The sequence below is a fragment of the Xanthomonas floridensis genome, assembly GCF_001642575.1.
In the GTDB taxonomy this organism is placed as follows: Bacteria; Pseudomonadota; Gammaproteobacteria; order Xanthomonadales; family Xanthomonadaceae; genus Xanthomonas; species Xanthomonas floridensis.
In genome coordinates this window covers 134,082-150,492 of sequence record NZ_LXNG01000034.1, presented here as the reverse complement: position 1 = coordinate 150,492, position 16,411 = coordinate 134,082, and the positions used below count along the sequence as shown (strand labels likewise).

Genomic DNA, 16,411 nt, shown 5'->3' with positions numbered 1-16,411 from the left:
ATCGCAGTCGGGACAGTCCCCACGCCTGTGTGGGGACCGCCCTTGCCCGACCTCAAGAATCAGGCATGCAGGATCCCGCCGGCGCCGGGCTGCCAGTGACGCGGCGTGCGCAAGGCAGCGAGAATGCGGACCAGTTCGCGATAGCTGTCGGCCAGTTGTGCGAACAGGCCGGCATCGCTGCAGTGGGTGTCGGCCACGTCGGAGTAGGCGCCTCGTCCCAGATCGATGAAGTAGTCCACACTGAGTCGGCGCCGTTGCGCGACGCCGGGAAACAGGCCTGCGATCAACAGACATCCATCACCGACATCGCGCAGCAGGTCCGCACGCACGCTGCCCACCTGTTCCTGCGCATGCAGCCAGGCCAGCGCTTGCGTGCGTGACAGCAGATGCGCATCGCGCTGGAAGCGCAGCAGCACGAAGACCAGATAGTGCTCGCGCGATTCGTCCAGCGGACGTGCAATCCGCTCGCCTGCTTCGCGCACCAACGCCTGCCACAGTTCGGCCGGCGCTCCCTGTTTGAAAGACTCGTGCATACGTCCTCCTGCGTGGTGGTGACCCTCGCAGAAAGCGTATGCATAAGCTGGGCCAAACTGCTGGCAGCCTGGGCACCTGTCTGCCAATGCGGCGCAGGTCGCCGGCGGCGATGCGCGGCGTTCCGCCAGCACCTCTACTACGCGAAGAAGAGTCGATGCACGTGCGCTGCGCCACCAGCGCAGTGCCGTTGAGCCTGGGCTTGGACGAGACTGCCAGGCGAGGCAAGACGCTCAGCCGTGCCCTCGTCGCTGTCTACCACGCCCGCGCGCTCAGGCATCTGCGAGGTGGTGGATGCTCCGTTACACGCGCACCTGGCAGTTGGGCGAAACGCTCCACACCGGCTCCGACGCCGGACAACGGTTCGGCATCCGGCCGCCGCGCACCTGGCCCCGCATGCGGTCGATCCCAGTGCCTGACCGCGTGCCACTTGCTACTCCACCGTCACCGACTTGGCCAGGTTGCGCGGCTTGTCCACGTCGGTGCCGCGTGCCAGGGCGGTGTGGTAGGCCAGCAGCTGCACCGGGATGGTGTGGATCACCGGCGACAGCACGCCGGCATGGCGGGGCGTGCGGATCACGTGCACGCCTTCGGATTCGCTGAAATGGCTGTCCTGGTCGGCGAACACGAACAGCTCGCCGCCGCGGGCGCGCACTTCCTGCATATTGGATTTGACCTTCTCCAGCAGCCGGTCGTTCGGTGCGATCACCACCACCGGCATGGCCGCGTCCACCAAAGCCAACGGGCCGTGCTTCAACTCGCCTGCCGGATACGCTTCGGCGTGGATATAGGAGATTTCCTTGAGCTTGAGCGCGCCTTCCAGGGCGATCGGGTAATGCAGGCCACGCCCCAGGAACAAGGCGTTCTCTTTCGGCGAGAACCGCTCGGCCCAAGCCATGATCTGCGGCTCCAGATTCAAGGCATGCTGCACGCTGCCGGGCAGGAAACGCAGCTGCTCCAGGTAATCGGCTTCTTCGCTGTCGCTGACGCGCCCGTGCAACTTGCCCAGCACCACGGTCAGCTGGAACAGCACCGCCAGCTGCGTGGTGAATGCCTTGGTCGATGCCACGCCGATCTCGGCACCGGCGCGCGTGTAGCACACCAGCTCGCTGGCGCGCGGGATCGCGCTTTCGGGCACGTTGCAGATCGACAGCGTATGCAGGTGGCCAAGCGATTTGGCGTATTTCAGCGCTTCCATCGTGTCCAGCGTTTCGCCGGACTGGGAGATGGTGACGATCAGGTGCTTGGGATTGGCATAGGCGGCGCGGTAGCGGTATTCACTGGCGATTTCCACGCTGCATGGCAGCCCGGCGATGGCTTCGATCCAGTAGCGCGCGGTCATGCCGGCGTAGTAACTGGTGCCGCAGGCCAGGATCTGCACGCCTTCGATGTCGCGCAGCACCGCTTCTGCATTGGCACCGAACAGCGATGCCGGGAAGCCCTTGGCATCAATCGCCGCCTCGATGGTATCGGCCAGCGCGCGCGGCTGTTCGTGGATTTCCTTCTGCATGAAGTGGCGGAACGGGCCGAGTTCCAGCGAGGCCAGCGACACATCCGACAGATGCAGCGCACGCTCGACCGGTGCGTTGTCGCCGTCGAAGATGCGCACGCCATCGCGGCGCAGCTCGGCGGTATCGCCCTCTTCCAGGAAGATCACCTGGCGGGTGGCCTGCACGATGGCCGAGACATCGGAGGCGACGAAGTTTTCGCCCTCGCCCACCCCGATCAGCAGCGGGCAGCCCATGCGCGCGCAAACGAAACGCTCCGGCTCGGCCTGGCTCATCACCGCCAGCGCGTAGGCGCCGGTGAGCTCCTTGACCGTGCGCTGCAGCGCGCCGAGCAGATCGCCGGCGTCGGCCAGATGATGATGGATCAGATGGGCGATGACTTCGGTGTCGGTCTGCGACTCGAAGGTGTAGCCGAGTGCACGCAGCTTCTCGCGCTGCTGCTCGTGGTTTTCGATGATGCCGTTGTGCACCAGCGCGATGCCGGCACTGATGTGGGGATGCGCGTTGGCTTCGGTCACGCCGCCATGCGTAGCCCAACGGGTATGGCCGATGCCCAGCGTGGCGCCGAAGCGTTCGGCCTGCGCGGCCTGGGCCATTTCGGCCACCCGCCCGGTACGGCGCACCCGGCGCACGTGGTCGCCATCGAGCACCGCAATGCCGGAAGAGTCATAGCCGCGATATTCCAGCCGCTTGAGTCCTTCGATCAGGACCGGGACCACGTCGCGCCCGGCGATCGCTCCGACAATGCCGCACATAGGGACAGCTCATTAGGAAAGAAGAGCGGCATTTTAGCGTGTCCGCTCTTGTCCACTGCATGACCGCGGCCGGACAGCGTGTCCGCGCGGGTGTCCGCGGACACTGTGGACACCCGCTACATTGGCCTGAATACCTTTGATATCAGTTACTTGGAAGTTGGCACGCGGCCTGCTTTGTCAGCATGACGCCACCGAGCACGCCCGCCATGATTCGTGACACCTCCGCCCAGGACCAAGTCATCCGCACACCCGCTCATGCCGCGCCATGGCGCCGCTGGCTGTGGCCCGGCGTCGCCACCATGGCGGTGCTGGCCGGCATCGGTTGGGCGATCACCGCGTGGAGCGCCGGCAGCCGCTCCTTCGATGCCAGCCGGGTGCGCATTGCCACTGTCACCCAGGGCGACCTGGTCCGCGACATCGCCGCCGACGGCCGCGTCATCGCCGCCAACAGCCCGGTGCTGTACGCCATCTCCGCCGGCACGGTGACGCTGAGCGTGGTGGCCGGCGACGTGGTCAAGCAGGGCCAGGAGCTGGCGCGCATCGACAGCCCGGAGTTGCGCAGCAAGCTGGCGCAGGAGCAGGCCACCCTGGCCGGCCTGGAAGCCGAGTCCAGCCGCGCGGCCCTGGATGCGACCCTGGCGCGCGCCACGGCCAGCAAGCTCACCGACCAGGCCAAGATCGACAAGCAGGCCGCCGCGCGCGACCTGGAGCGCTACCAGCGCGGCTACGATGGCGGCGCCGTGCCGCAGGTGGAGCTGGCCAAGGCGCAGGACACCTTGAAGAAGACCGATATCGACCTGCAGCACGCCCAGCGCGATGCGGCATTGAAGAGCCAGGGCGCAGACCTGGATTCGCGCAACAAGCGCCTGCTGGCCGACCGCCAGCGCGCCGTGGTGGCCGAAGTAAAGCGCCAGGTGGACGCGCTCACCCTGCTGGCACCATTCGACGGCCAGGTCGGCCAGGTGCAGGCGGTGCAGCACACCCAGGTCGCGGCGAACGCGCCGATCCTGGGCGTGGTGGATCTGTCCAAATTCGAGGTCGAAATCAAGGTGCCGGAAAGCTTCGCGCGCGATCTGGCGATCGGCATGCCGGCCCAGCTCACCAGCGGCAGCGGCCAACCGTTCCCGGGTGCCATCTCGGCGGTGTCGCCGGAGGTGGTCAATGGCGAAGTCACCGCGCGCATCCGCTTCACTGACAAGCAGCCGCCGGGTCTGCGCCAGAGCCAACGCATGAGCGCACGTGTGGTGATGGACACGCGTCGCAATGTGCTCAAGGTCGAACGCGGCCCGTTCGTCGAACAATCCGGCGGCAGCTACGCCTACGTGATGGACGGCAACACCGCGGTGCGCCGCCCCGTGCGCATGGGCGTCAGCAGCCTGGGCGAGGTGCAGGTGCTGTCCGGGCTGCAGGCCGGCGACCGCGTGGTGGTATCCGGCGCAGACAACTTCGGCGATGCACCGCGCGTCACCGTTCACTAGAAACGATAGCTCCGCAGCCTCCACGCTCCCGACGACTGCGCGCAACGTTGCAGTCGTCACGCTCACTCTCTTTCGCACACCTCTCTCGCAAAGGAATCGGCAATGCTCAAGATGCAATCGGTCTCCAAGGTCTTCCGCACCGAACAGGTGGAAACGCACGCGCTGCGCTCGCTGGACCTGCATGTACGCGAGGGCGAATTCGTCGCGGTCACCGGCCCGTCCGGCTCGGGCAAGACCACCTTCCTCAACCTGGCCGGGCTGCTGGAGACCTTCACCAGCGGGCAATACCTGCTCGACGGCGAAGACGTCAGCCACCTATCTGACGACGCACGTTCGCGGCTGCGCAACCGGAAGATCGGCTTCATCTTCCAGGGCTTCAACCTGATTCCCGACCTCAACCTGTTCGACAACGTCGATGTACCGCTGCGCTATCGCGGCATGGCCGCAGCCGAGCGCAAGCAGCGCATCGAAGAGGCACTGACCAAGGTCGGCCTGGGCTCGCGCCTGAAGCACTACCCCACCGAGTTGTCCGGCGGTCAACAGCAGCGCGCCGCCATTGCGCGTGCATTGGCTGGTAGTCCACGTTTGCTGCTGGCCGACGAACCCACCGGCAACCTCGACTCGCAAATGGCACGCGGGGTGATGGAACTGCTGGAGGAAATCAACAGCCAGGGCACTACCATCGTCATGGTCACCCACGACCCGGAACTGGCCGTACGCGCGCAGCGCAACGTACATATCGTCGATGGCCAGGCCACCGATCTGGAACGCAATCCCAGCCTGATGCGCGCGCCCAGCGCCGCTGCACACCTGGCCGACTAAGGAGCCTGCCCATGTTCGGCTACTACTTCACTCTCGCGCTGCGCAGCTTCCGCCGCAACAAGGTCCTCACCGCGCTGATGGTGCTGGCTATCGCGCTGGGCATCGGCGCCAGCATGACGACGTTGACGGTGTTCTATGTGTTATCGGGCGATCCGATCCCGCAGAAGAGCGATCGCTTGTTTTATGTGCAGGTCGATGCGGAACCGAAGTCCGGCTATCAGCCGGGAGACGAGCCCGATTACCAGTCCACCCGATTCGACGCCGAAGCGCTACTGCGTGAAAAGCGCGCCATGCGTCAGGCAATGATGACTGGCGGAAGCGTGGCGCTCGAGCCGCAGCGCAGTGGAATGAGTCCGTTCAAGCTGGAGGCGCGTTTCACTTCGGCCGATTTCTTTCCGATGTTCGACGTACCGTTCCTATATGGCCAAGGCTGGGCAAGCGTCAGCGACGAACGGCACGAACGTGTCGCAGTGATCAGCAAGTCGCTGAACGAGAAACTGTTCAACGGCAGCAATAGCGTCGGACGCGAGCTGCGCGTCGACAAGAATACCTTCCGGATCGTGGGCGTACTCGATACCTGGAAGGTCGATCCACGCTTTTACGACATCCTCGATACCTACGGCTCAAAAGAGCAGCTATACGTGCCTTTCAGCGCGGCGATGGACCTGAAACTGAGCCACTCCGGAGGAACCAACTGCTCCGGCAAGGTCGAGGCCGGCGACACCACTGCACTGAATGCGCCCTGCAACTGGGTGCAGTATTGGGTGGAGTTGAAGAACGCCAATCAGGCAGGCGATTACAAGGCCTATCTCGAAAATTATTCCGATCAACAACGAGCCGCCGGGCGCTTTACCCGACCGAACAATGTGCGCCTGCGTAACGTGATGGAATGGCTGGATCACAATGAGGTGGTGCCTAGCGACGTACGCCTGCAGCTATGGCTGGCCATGGGCTTTCTGCTGGTGTGTCTACTCAACACGGTAGGCCTGCTGCTGGCAAAATTCCTGCGCCGTAGCGGGGAGATCGGTGTGCGGCGCGCGCTTGGAGCGTCGCGCAGCGCAATCTTTGCGCAGTGTCTGGTGGAGGCAGGAACCATCGGCCTGGCCGGTGGCATCTGCGGACTTGTGCTGGCGTGGCTGGGGCTGTGGGCCGTGCGTCAGCAACCGGTGGACTACGCCGCGCTGGCGCACCTGGATATCACGATGCTGGTGCTGACGTTCGCCATTGCGATCGCCGCGAGTCTGCTCGCCGGCATCCTGCCGTCCTGGCGCGCTATCCAGGTCGCACCGGCGCTGCAGTTGAAGTCGTCCTGAACCTCCTGCCCGCCGCACCGCGGCGGGCCACGCTCCCTATATTCAAGGTCAGCCCATGGACATCCGCCCCATCATCTCCACCTTGCGCCGCCACAAGACGGCCGCCGCACTGATCGTGCTGGAGATTGCGTTGGCTTGCGCCATCATTTGCAATTCGCTGTTCCTGATCGGCAATCGCCTGGACACGCTCCATCGCGCCAGCGGTATCGCCGAACACGAGCTGCTCAGCATCCAGCTGGACGGCATCGGTCCGCAGGCCAATGCCGATGCACGTACCCGGGAGGATCTGGCAGCGCTACGCGCGGTGCCCGGCGTGCGCAATGCGGTCATCACCAATCAGATCCCCTTCGTCAATTACTCGTCCAACACGGGGCTGACCCTCACCCCGGAACAGGAACGCTCTACGCTCAATGCCGCGCAGTATCTGGTCAGCGAAGGCAGCCTGGATGCACTTGGCCTGCAATTGAATGCCGGACGCGACTTCAGCCCCGACGAATACATCAGCCAGGAAAAGGCTGATAACGACGATGAGGTCCGCAAGAAGGGCGCAGCGGTCATTCTGACGCAGGCCGCCGCCGACAAGATGTTTCCGGACCACAGCGCGCTGGGTAAAACCATCTACTCTGCCGATGTCCCGCTGCGTATCGTCGGAATCGTGCGCACCCTGGCGCGGCCGAACAACGTCAATGGGCTGTCGGCAAAGGACTATTCGATGCTGTTGCCGATCCGTCCTCCGTACACGGATGGGCAATACGTCGTGCGTGTCAGCGACCCTCTTCGACGGGCGGAGGTGCTGAAGGCGGCGGTGGCGGCCTTGATGAGGGTGGACAACAGCCGGCTGGTGCTGAAACAAGAAACTTACACCGAAATCCGCGACAAGTACTTCCGCAATGATCGCGCCATGATCTGGTTGCTTGGAGCGGTCTGCATCGCGCTACTGATCGTCACCGCACTGGGCATCGTCGGCCTGGCAAGTTTCTGGGTGCAGCAGCGTACCAAGCAGATCGGCATTCGCCGCGCACTGGGGGCAACACGCAGCCAGATCCTGCGCTATTTCCAGATTGAGAATTTCCTGCTCGCCTCGATCGGCATCGTGCTCGGCATGCTGATGGCCTACTCGATCAACGTCTGGCTGATGGCACGCTACGAATTGCCGCGACTGCCGGCAATCTATCTGCCGATTGGCGCGCTGCTGCTATGGATGCTCGGCCAGCTGGCGGTGTTCTGGCCGGCCCGCCGCGCGGCCGCGGTCCCCCCGGCCGTTGCCACCCGCAGTGCATGATGATCAGCGCCCCATCCCGGCCCCTGGTGGCCGGGATGGGGCGGGCGTTGCCGCCATCGATCTTGCAACCACCGTTCCGAACCGGACATCCCTATGGCCACCTTTTTTGCGACACCGGTACTGATCGTTCTGGCGGTCTTCTGTGTTGTCCCCGCCGGCCAGGCGCATGCCGTAACCAAGGCGGGCGCTTCGACCCACGAGGTGCTTGTCGTCAATGACACCCGGCTCAACTGGCGCCACAACGATCAGGTTCTTGAGCTCGTCACCACCGGCGATGGCTTGTTGGTCACCCAGGCCAGCGTGGCGCTGGACCTGCAGTTGCAGCGCGGTGACCGCGTGCGCACCGCGGGCCGGACCCAGATCACCGCGGTGGCGCACTTGCTGGACGCGCTGCGCGCCGCTGCGGGCAAGCCCATCGTCATGGAGGTCCTGCGCGATGGCGTCCAGCTGCGCCTGACCTGGGCAGCGGCAAGCTATGCGCCCTTGCTGCCGCCCATCGCGCCGTTGCCGCCCACGCCACGCTAGCGGGGCCCAGGCGCCGCCGCAGCGGCCACATGCGTCCGCCAATCACCATCGACAAACTTCCCGGACCACCATCGATGAAGAACAACCTAGCGCTTCTGTTCGCCGCCCTGTCCCTGCTCTCCCTTCCGGCCCTGGCCGAAACACCGGTCACCGCTGCCGATCTCCAAGCCACCATCGCCTCTCTGGACCAGGAGGTCTTCGACAGCTTCAACCGCTGCGCCGACCCGGCGCAGCTGGAAAAGCACGCCAGCTATTTCGATCCGCACGTCGAGTTCTATCACGACACCGGCGGGGTCACATGGAACCGCGAGGACATGCTGGCGAACACCCGCACGTACGCGTGCGGGCACTACACGCGAGAATTGATCCCCGGCAGCCTGAAGATCTACCCGGTTCGGGACTTCGGCGCGATCGCGCAAGGCCAGCACCGCTTCTGCGATCGGGCGACCGGCAAGTGCGAAGGCGCGGCCGACTTCCTGATGGTCTGGCAACTGCATTCGGGGCAGTGGATCATCACCCGCGTACTGAGCTACGCCCACCGCGCCGTAGCGGGCAGCTAGCCGCTACGATGGCATCCCATCCAACCTGATCCGCCATGTCCCAGATCCTGATCATCGACGACAACACCGCCGTGGCCACCGCGCTGGAGGTGCTGTTTTCGTTGCACGACATCGAAGCACGGCATGCGTCATCGCCGCAGGCCGGATTGTCGCTACTGGATGCGCAGGCCTTCGACCTGGTGATCCAGGACATGAACTTCACCGCCGACACCACCTCTGGCGAAGAAGGCGAAGCCTTGTTCACCCAGATCCGCCAGCGCCACCCGGACCTGCCGGTCATCCTGCTCACGGCCTGGACGCATCTGGGCAGCGCGGTGGGCCTGGTCAAGGCTGGCGCCGCCGATTACATCGCCAAACCGTGGGACGACACCAAGCTGCTCACCACGGTGAACAACCTGCTGGAACTGTCCGAAGCGCGGCGCGAGCTCGCGCGCCGCCGCGAACGCGAGCACCGTGGTCGCGAGCAACTGACACAGCGCTACGATCTGCGCGGCGCGGTGTTCGCCGACCCTGCCAGCGAACGGGCCATCGCGCTCGCCTGTCAGGTGGCACGCTCGGACTTGCCGGTGCTGATCACCGGCCCCAACGGCAGCGGCAAGGAGAAGATCGCCGAGATCATCCAGGCCAATTCCGCCGTCAGGCACGGCCCGTTCATCGCGCTCAACTGCGGCGCGCTGCCCGGGGAGTTGATCGAGGCGGAACTGTTTGGCGCCGAGGCCGGTGCCTACACCGGCGCCAACAAGGCGCGCGAAGGCAAGTTCGAAGCCGCCGATGGCGGCACGCTGTTCCTGGACGAGATCGGCAATCTGCCGCTGGCGGGCCAGATGAAACTGCTGCGCGTGCTGGAAACCGGCCGCTACGAGCGGCTGGGTTCCAACCGCGAGCGCCATGCCAAGGTGCGCGTCATCAGCGCCACCAACGCCGATCTGCCAGCGATGATCCGCGACGGCAGCTTTCGCGAGGATCTGTACTACCGCCTCAACACCGTGGAAATCGCCCTGCCCGCCCTGGCCGAACGCCCGGGCGATATCGTCCCCCTGGCCGACCACTTCCTGGCCGGCGGCACGCCCTTGTCGGCGCAGGCGCGCGACGCGCTGCAGCGGCACGCATGGCCGGGCAACGTGCGCGAGCTGCGCAATGTGCTGCAACGTGCCGCGCTGCTGGCACAAGGCGCACGCATCGAAGCTGCGGACCTGAACCTGCCACGCGCCGCAGCGCCGCGGCCGTTGGCGCCTGCGGCGGGCGAGCCGGATCGCGCACGCATCGAGCAGGCACTGGCACGCGCGCAAGGCGTCATCGCACAGGCCGCTGCCGACCTGGGACTGAGCCGACAGGCGCTGTACCGGCGCATGGACCGTTACGGCATCAAGTCGGAATGAATGTGCATATGTGGCATCGCTCCTTCACGCTCGCGCTATTTTTACGGCTATTGCCGGTGCTGGCACTGGCCGCCGCCCTGCCCTGGTTCATGGCGTACTGGCTGGATCACGGCTGGCAGGTCGCTGCCATTTCGGTCGTCGTGCTGCTGGCCGCGATGTGGTTCAGTCTCGCCCGCGCCACCGCGCCGATGCGCTCGCTGTTCCGCGCCCTGGCCGGCACCACCAGCAGTTACCGCGACGGCGAGTACAACTTCGGCGTGTACTGGCGCGGCAACGACGAGCTCGCACAGCTGGTGCAGGCGCATGCGGAACTCGGTGACGTCTTGCGTGCGCAGCGGCGCGACCTGGTACAGCGCGAATTGATGCTGGACACCATGCTGCAGAACACGCCGGTGGCGATGCTGCTGGTCATTGCCGGCGGCGACGGCCTGCGGCGGATCGGCTTTTCCAATAACGCCGCGCGCAAGCTGCTGCATGACGGGCGCAAGCTCGAAGGCCAGCATCTGGACGATGTGCTCGAACGCATGCCCGGCGAACTGCGCGATGCCCTGGCGCGCGGCGGCGATTGCCTGTTTGCGGTACGCGAAGACGGCGACGATGAAGACGACGAGCAGATCTATCACCTGTCCCGGCGCAGCTTCCACCTCAACGGCCGCGGCCACGAGTTGCTGCTGATCCGCACCCTCACCACCGAGCTGCGCCGCCAGGAAGTGCAGACCTGGAAGAAGGTCATCCGGGTGATCAGCCACGAGTTGAACAACTCGCTGGCGCCGATCGCCTCGCTGGCGCATTCGGGCGCGGAATTGTTGCGGCGCGACCGCACCGACCGCCTGGGCACGGTCTTTGAAACCATCGAAGAACGCGCACGCCATCTGGAAGGCTTCATCCGCGGCTATGCGCGTTTTGCCAAGTTGCCACAGCCGCAATTGCAGACCATCGAGTGGGCACCATTCCTGGAGCGCCTGCGGCAGCAGATACCGTTCCAGTTGCAGGGCGAGCTGAGCGAGGTCGCCAGCCGCATCGATGCCGCGCAGGTCGAGCAGGCGCTACTCAATCTGCTCAAGAATGCGCACGAAGCCTGCGGCGAGGCACAGCCGCCCAACAGCGATGTCGCGGTGCGGGTCACGCGCGTGCCGCAGTGGTTGCGTATCGAAGTGCTGGACCGCGGCAACGGCATGAACGAAGCGGTGCTGCACAACGCGCTGATGCCGTTCTACTCGACCAAGCGCAACGGCACCGGCCTGGGCCTGGCACTGACACGGGAGATCGCCGAAGCGCATGGCGGGCGTATTTCGCTGCACAACCGCGCCCAGGGCGGCCTGTGCGTCACCTTGTTGCTGCCGCTGGCACCCACGCCTTAGAGCGACGAACAGGCATCGCGAGCAGTCGTCAGGCCGGTGTGGGCGGCGCGCTCAGAACCGCGGTGTTCGCATCGCCCATGCCGATTCCCGGCACCGGCCGACGTCCGGCTGCCGGCCACGCAGTCGTCGTGTCAGCCACTCTTCGTCAGGCAATCCGGCTGCGACGACACTTCCGAAAACGCACGGCTTGCCGCTGCGATATGCAGTCGCCGACGTGCCACTGCGCAGGTAAATCCGGCAGCGCTCGCCGGGACGATCGCCCCCGGTGCCGACGCATCACCTCTCAGTCCGGCGCGAGCGTGCCACGCTCCTGGATGCGTGGCCGCTGCAATGGGCCACAGACGGTGTCTGCACCGGTAGTCCGCGTCGCGGCGATGGGACCGTAGTAGCCGGTGCCCACGGTGTTGCCGATGAATCGGCCGCCTTGCGAGGGACATTCGCGCCCTGGCTTGATCCAGTCGGAAAACGCGGCGTACTTGCCGGCCCTGAGGAACCGGTTCTCGCCCACATAGGTATCGTCGGATGCATCGCGCGTGCGCACCGCGTCGCCGGAGATATCGATGAACGTGTTGCCCTGGACCCGATTCCCTGACGACTGCCGCGCCAGGTAGAGCGCGTGGACGAAACCCGAGGTTGTCTTGTCGTTTTCGATCGAGGCAAAGCGATTGTGCTCGATCCGATTGTCGCGCGAGTGTTGCAGCCGGATGGCGGCAAATCCATAGGCCGCTTCGCTGCTATGGCCGTAGAGCCCGCCAATCCGTTCAAAGCGCATGTGACGCACCGTGTTGCCGGCATTGCCGTCTTCGTCGGCGTTGCTGCTGCCCAGATACAGTGCCATCCAGTAGTTGCGAACCGTCAATCCTTCGAAGCTCAACCGCGTTTCGGCATTGCGGCCGCCCCTCAGCGCGAACCAGGTGCCCGCGCCCTGGCCATCGAACACCGGAGGCGTCGCGGCGCCCGGCGCGGCGATAAAGCGGATCGGGGCGCGATTGACGAAGGTCCACTGCACGCTCTGCCCAACGTAGGTGCCTGCCGCAATCACCACGTCCACCGTACCTGGCGGCGCCTGCTCGATCAGACGGTGCTGCGCAGCGGCAAGGCTGCGCAATGCGCTGGAAGGTGCAGTGCCCGCGGCCGCATCGTCGCCGTCAGGTGCCAGATACAGCCGAATACCGGCTACCGATGCCGCGTCGGCGTGCAGCATCGGTAGAGTCAGCGCCAGAATCAGGATCAATAATGTGCGTGGTTGCAGCCGCATGGTGCGCCTTGATATGCGTTGCGCTGCAGTGCCACGGCTGCAGGCAGTTGTCGACGACACCCGCTACCGCACGCGGTGCTACTTCTTGGTTGGCCGCTCCCAGCCTTCGATCACGGTCTGGCGCGCGCGCGTCACGCTGAGCTGGCCTGCGGGTGCATCGCGGGTAATGACCGAGCCGGCACCGATGGTGGACATGGCGCCGATCTCGATCGGTGCCACCAGCGCACTGTTGGACCCGACAAAGGCGCCATCGCCGATGGTGGTCTGCGACTTGTTCACGCCATCGTAGTTGCAGGTGATGGTGCCAGCACCGATGTTGACCTTGCTGCCGATCACCGCATCGCCCAGGTAGGTCAGATGGTTGGCCTTGCTGCCGACGCCCATGGTGACTTTCTTGGTCTCGACGAAATTACCGATATGCACGCCATCGGCCAGCACCGTGCCCGGGCGCAGGCGCGCGAACGGCCCGACCAGTACCGCGCCTTCGGTGACCACCCCTTCCAGATCGCAATGCGCACGCACCTGCGTGCCGGGACCGAGGTTGACGTCGCGCAGGCGCACGAACGGGCCGATCACCACGCCATCGCCCAGTGTCACATCGCCCTCCAGGATCACATCGATATCCAGCTGCACATCACGGCCCACCTTGACCGTACCGCGCTGCTCCACGCGCGCAGGGTCGGCCATGCGCACGCCCTCCAGGCACAACGCGCGTGCAGCACGCAGCTGCCAGGCGCGCTCGAGCTGGGCGAGCTGCCAGGGGTCGTTGGCACCTTCCACGTCCTGCGGGTCGGCCACATGCACCATCTCGGCCGGGGTGAAGTCGGCGGCCGCGCTGGCGAAGATGTCGGTCAGATAGAACTCGCCCTGCGCATTGTCGTTGGACAGGCCGCTCAGCCAGCGACGCAGCGCGGTGGATTCGGCGGTCACGATGCCGGTATTGATGGTGCGGATGCGCCGCTGCTCGTCGTTGGCGTCCTTCTGTTCGATGATCGCCGCCACCTTGCCTTCTGCATCGCGCAGGATGCGTCCGTAGCCGGTGGGGTTGGCCAGTTCGGCGACCAATACCGCCATGCGGCCGGGCGCATGCAGCAACTGCAGCAGGCTTTCGCTGCGGATCAGCGGCACATCGCCATACAACACCAGCACGGTGGCCGCATCGGGCACCCCATCCATCGCCTGCTGGACCGCATGGCCGGTGCCCAGTTGCTGGCGCTGCTCGGCCCAGTGCAGATCGTCCTGCGCAGCAAACGCCGCGCGCACCTGATCGCCGCCGTGCCCGTACACGATGTGGATCGCCGCCGGCTGCAGCTGCCGTGCAGTGGCGATCACGTGTGCCAGCATCGGTTGGCCCGCCAGCGGTTGCAGCACCTTGGGCAGCGCCGAGCGCATGCGCTTGCCCTCGCCCGCGGCCAGGATCACAACGTGCAGGGGCAAAGTCATCACTACGTTCCGGTTGCAAGAGAAACCCGGATTCTAGTCGCAGTGCCGCAACGCGGCGTGGTCGCTGCATGCCATCAACACGCGATGACACGTTTTTAAGCGTTGCCCCCGCTAGGATGAGCGCCCTTTCCTCTCGTCCGGCACGCATGAGCCTGTTTCGCCAAGGCAGCCAGTTCACCCTGATCGGCGCCCTGCAGCTGGCCGTGGATTGCAGCATCTTCATTGCCGCCACCGCCGCCGGCATGCCCGCAGTGTCTGCCAACCTGCTCGGACGTGTCAGCGGTGCAGTGCTCGGCTTCTGGCTCAACGGCCGCTACACCTTCGCCCACCAGGATGGCGCTCGCCTGGGCTGGCAGCGTTTCCGCCGCTTTGCGGTGATGTGGCTGACCTTGACCCTCATCAGCACCTGGCTGCTGTCGACTGCCGTGGATCTGCTCGGCCTGCGTCAGGCCTGGCTGGCCAAGCCGCTGGTGGAAGGCGGGTTGGCCATTGTGTCGTTCTTTCTGGGCCGGCATGTGGTGTATCGCTGAGGCCAGGCAGGCGATCGCAGCGATCGGCCGCATGAACGCATGGACGCATGGACGCACCCCGCATGCGCTCGACCTGAGCATGGCGCGTGCGATCGCTTTCGACATGGAGCGCAGCCAACGAAGACGCCATGGCGTGGCACTCTCGTTCGGCCACATCGCTCCGTCAGTCGCAGAGGACGTCACAGCTACGCGTTTTCCTGCGTCGAATTCGACGCCGCTGCACACAGCGTGGGGTTTGCGGCATTCGGGAGATGCGGCAAAGACCTCGCACTACGCATAGATGGAGCGGCCGGACACTCCTGACCGCAGACCGGTTGATCAGCCGTCCCCAGGCTGGCCGCCCGCGCTGGACCACCACGCGTCACTGCATCATCGGCCCACCTGCAGCCATGCACCCGATCGATGACCGTCCGCTAGGACTTGTTGCCCGCCGGTTGGCAGAAATCGCCCAGGCTGCGGACCAGTGCCGCACGATGCAGCGCGTCGAGCTGCCACTGCGCGGCATAGTGCGCGGCCGCACGCGCGGTGCTGGCCGGGCACTCGGGGGCCGCCCGCGCCGGACCTGCGGCGGCCAGTGCATCGAGCAACTCGCCTTGCAGTTGATCCAGCCGCGTGCGCAACGTGGCCAGATCCGGCCGGGCGGTCTCCGGAGCGCGGCCCCGCTCATGCCAATGATTCAGCAGCGCGTACTGCACCGCCTTGTTGGCCTCGATCTGCGCGGCAAAGAAGCGCACCGCGTCATCGGACTCCAGTCCATGCGCGGAGGCCTGATCGCGCACGCTCAGCAATACCGCCGCCTCGCGCGTCTGATCCAGCACCGGCTTGCCGCTGTCCCACTTGCTCAACGCCACCGCATCGCCGATGGCATTGCGCTGCACGATGCGGTCCAGCAGCGGATCCAATGACGGCTGGCTGCGCGCCGGCAATGCGCAGCCCAGCAGCGTCACGGCAAGCGTGGCAGTGATTGCGTAACCGCGAAGGCCTTCGGTCAAGCGGGTCATGCGGTGCTCCTCGACTCACGGATGGTGTTTGCCATGGCGCGCCCGATGCGCGGCACGGCGCGGTGGCAGGCAGTGTGCGCGCTCCCGGCCGCCCGATACGGCCGGCCGCGCAACAGACTCTCCAAAAACGAAAACGCCGGCACGAAGGCCGGCGTTTCGGGTCCACACCAGGGTGTGGCACTACTGCTCAATTGCATCATTTGCCCGGCGACGGGCACGCGCTCGATCAGTGCTTGAGCGTGCGGCGCAGGCGCTCCAGCGCCTGCAGCTGCACCGTCGCCTCGGCCAGCTGACGCTGTGCCTGGGCCACGTCCACGGTGTCGCCACGGTTGGCCAGCAAGCGCTCGGCCTCTTCCTTGACCTTGCGCACGGCAGCTTCGTCGATGTCCTGTGCACGCACCGCGGTGTCGACCAGCACGGTCACCACCTGCGGCTGCACTTCCAGGATGCCGCCGGAAATGGCGAAATCCAACTGTTCGCCGCTGGCGGTGGTCACCACCACCTTGCCCGGCTTCAGGCGGGTGATCAACGGCGCGTGCTTGGGCGCAATGCCCAGCTCGCCCAGCTCGCCGGTGGCCACGACCAGCGTCGCCTCACCGTGGAAGATTTCCTTCTCGGCGCTGACGATGTCGCAACGGATAGTGCTCATGGTGCCTCACTGTGTG

Annotated in this window: 15 protein-coding genes; 9 read left to right on the top strand and 6 right to left on the bottom strand. The window is 65.6% G+C overall.

All coding sequences use genetic code 11. The features are described from left to right. Positions 1-59: 59 nt before the first annotated feature. Together A7D17_RS17375 and glmS are read right to left on the bottom strand one after the other, a co-directional pair. Positions 60-533 carry a hypothetical protein gene (locus tag A7D17_RS17375; protein ID WP_064510235.1) on the bottom strand — a complete coding sequence of 158 codons (474 nt, stop codon included), beginning with the start codon at positions 531-533 and terminating at the stop codon, positions 60-62. Between the two features lie 431 nt (positions 534-964). Continuing rightward, positions 965-2,794: a glutamine--fructose-6-phosphate transaminase (isomerizing) gene (gene glmS, locus A7D17_RS17370; protein ID WP_064510234.1), complete on the bottom strand. Its 1,830-nt coding sequence runs from the start codon at positions 2,792-2,794 to the stop codon at positions 965-967. A gap of 206 nt (positions 2,795-3,000) precedes the next feature. On the opposite strand from glmS, the gene A7D17_RS17365 reads away from it, so the two are divergent. From A7D17_RS17365 to A7D17_RS17330, 8 genes are all read left to right on the top strand, one after another. Continuing rightward, complete coding sequence (locus tag A7D17_RS17365) at positions 3,001-4,272, top strand: efflux RND transporter periplasmic adaptor subunit (RefSeq protein ID WP_064510233.1); 1,272 nt, start codon at positions 3,001-3,003, stop codon at positions 4,270-4,272. Positions 4,273-4,374: 102 nt separating this feature from the next. After that, the gene (locus A7D17_RS17360) at positions 4,375-5,094 is read left to right on the top strand and encodes an ABC transporter ATP-binding protein (protein ID WP_064510232.1); all 720 of its coding nucleotides are present in this window, start codon (positions 4,375-4,377) and stop codon (positions 5,092-5,094) included. Between the two features lie 11 nt (positions 5,095-5,105). Further along, on the top strand, positions 5,106-6,407 hold the full coding sequence (locus A7D17_RS17355; protein WP_064510231.1) for an ABC transporter permease: 1,302 nt from the start codon (positions 5,106-5,108) through the stop codon (positions 6,405-6,407). Between the two features lie 55 nt (positions 6,408-6,462). Next, positions 6,463-7,689 carry an ABC transporter permease gene (locus A7D17_RS17350; protein WP_064510230.1) on the top strand — a complete coding sequence of 409 codons (1,227 nt, stop codon included), beginning with the start codon at positions 6,463-6,465 and terminating at the stop codon, positions 7,687-7,689. 120 nt (positions 7,690-7,809) lie between these two features. Further along, entirely contained in the window at positions 7,810-8,214 is a 405-nt protein-coding gene (locus A7D17_RS17345) for a hypothetical protein (protein WP_425479640.1), read from the top strand. Positions 8,215-8,288: 74 nt separating this feature from the next. Next, positions 8,289-8,774 carry a nuclear transport factor 2 family protein gene (locus A7D17_RS17340; RefSeq protein ID WP_064510229.1) on the top strand — a complete coding sequence of 162 codons (486 nt, stop codon included), beginning with the start codon at positions 8,289-8,291 and terminating at the stop codon, positions 8,772-8,774. Between the two features lie 35 nt (positions 8,775-8,809). Next, entirely contained in the window at positions 8,810-10,153 is a 1,344-nt protein-coding gene (locus A7D17_RS17335) for a sigma-54-dependent transcriptional regulator (protein ID WP_064510228.1), read from the top strand. Between the two features lie 8 nt (positions 10,154-10,161). After that, positions 10,162-11,514: a sensor histidine kinase gene (locus A7D17_RS17330; protein ID WP_064510331.1), complete on the top strand. Its 1,353-nt coding sequence runs from the start codon at positions 10,162-10,164 to the stop codon at positions 11,512-11,514. A gap of 283 nt (positions 11,515-11,797) precedes the next feature. Here A7D17_RS17330 and A7D17_RS17325 read toward each other — a convergent pair whose 3' ends face one another. Both A7D17_RS17325 and glmU read right to left on the bottom strand, forming a co-directional pair. Further along, complete coding sequence (locus A7D17_RS17325; RefSeq protein ID WP_064510227.1) at positions 11,798-12,772, bottom strand: right-handed parallel beta-helix repeat-containing protein; 975 nt, start codon at positions 12,770-12,772, stop codon at positions 11,798-11,800. Between the two features lie 78 nt (positions 12,773-12,850). Further along, a complete protein-coding gene (gene glmU / locus A7D17_RS17320; protein WP_064510226.1) occupies positions 12,851-14,215 on the bottom strand; it encodes a bifunctional UDP-N-acetylglucosamine diphosphorylase/glucosamine-1-phosphate N-acetyltransferase GlmU in 1,365 nt (454 codons plus the stop codon). 146 nt (positions 14,216-14,361) lie between these two features. Here glmU and A7D17_RS17315 point away from each other — a divergent pair, with 146 nt between their 5' ends. Beyond that, positions 14,362-14,745 (top strand): GtrA family protein, encoded by a 384-nt coding sequence (locus A7D17_RS17315; protein WP_064510225.1) that lies wholly within the window; start codon positions 14,362-14,364, stop codon positions 14,743-14,745. Positions 14,746-15,158: 413 nt separating this feature from the next. Here the strand turns inward: A7D17_RS17315 and A7D17_RS17310 are convergent, their stop codons facing one another. Together A7D17_RS17310 and A7D17_RS17305 are read right to left on the bottom strand one after the other, a co-directional pair. Next, entirely contained in the window at positions 15,159-15,746 is a 588-nt protein-coding gene (locus A7D17_RS17310) for a chorismate mutase (RefSeq protein WP_064510224.1), read from the bottom strand. A gap of 226 nt (positions 15,747-15,972) precedes the next feature. Beyond that, positions 15,973-16,395 (bottom strand): F0F1 ATP synthase subunit epsilon, encoded by a 423-nt coding sequence (locus tag A7D17_RS17305; RefSeq protein ID WP_002814084.1) that lies wholly within the window; start codon positions 16,393-16,395, stop codon positions 15,973-15,975. Between the last annotated feature and the right edge of the window lie 16 nt (positions 16,396-16,411).

Excerpts from the sequence above, each read along its gene's own strand:
- A7D17_RS17375 (WP_064510235.1), bottom strand. The coding sequence starts at position 533 with ATGCACGAGTCTTTCAAACAGGGAGCGCCGGCCGAACTGTGGCAGGCG.
- glmS (WP_064510234.1), bottom strand. The coding sequence starts at position 2,794 with ATGTGCGGCATTGTCGGAGCGATCGCCGGGCGCGACGTGGTCCCGGTC.
- A7D17_RS17365 (WP_064510233.1), top strand. The coding sequence starts at position 3,001 with ATGATTCGTGACACCTCCGCCCAGGACCAAGTCATCCGCACACCCGCT.
- A7D17_RS17360 (WP_064510232.1), top strand. The coding sequence starts at position 4,375 with ATGCTCAAGATGCAATCGGTCTCCAAGGTCTTCCGCACCGAACAGGTG.
- A7D17_RS17355 (WP_064510231.1), top strand. The coding sequence starts at position 5,106 with ATGTTCGGCTACTACTTCACTCTCGCGCTGCGCAGCTTCCGCCGCAAC.
- A7D17_RS17350 (WP_064510230.1), top strand. The coding sequence starts at position 6,463 with ATGGACATCCGCCCCATCATCTCCACCTTGCGCCGCCACAAGACGGCC.
- A7D17_RS17340 (WP_064510229.1), top strand. The coding sequence starts at position 8,289 with ATGAAGAACAACCTAGCGCTTCTGTTCGCCGCCCTGTCCCTGCTCTCC.
- A7D17_RS17335 (WP_064510228.1), top strand. The coding sequence starts at position 8,810 with ATGTCCCAGATCCTGATCATCGACGACAACACCGCCGTGGCCACCGCG.
- A7D17_RS17330 (WP_064510331.1), top strand. The coding sequence starts at position 10,162 with ATGTGGCATCGCTCCTTCACGCTCGCGCTATTTTTACGGCTATTGCCG.
- A7D17_RS17325 (WP_064510227.1), bottom strand. The coding sequence starts at position 12,772 with ATGCGGCTGCAACCACGCACATTATTGATCCTGATTCTGGCGCTGACT.
- glmU (WP_064510226.1), bottom strand. The coding sequence starts at position 14,215 with ATGACTTTGCCCCTGCACGTTGTGATCCTGGCCGCGGGCGAGGGCAAG.
- A7D17_RS17315 (WP_064510225.1), top strand. The coding sequence starts at position 14,362 with ATGAGCCTGTTTCGCCAAGGCAGCCAGTTCACCCTGATCGGCGCCCTG.
- A7D17_RS17310 (WP_064510224.1), bottom strand. The coding sequence starts at position 15,746 with ATGACCCGCTTGACCGAAGGCCTTCGCGGTTACGCAATCACTGCCACG.
- A7D17_RS17305 (WP_002814084.1), bottom strand. The coding sequence starts at position 16,395 with ATGAGCACTATCCGTTGCGACATCGTCAGCGCCGAGAAGGAAATCTTC.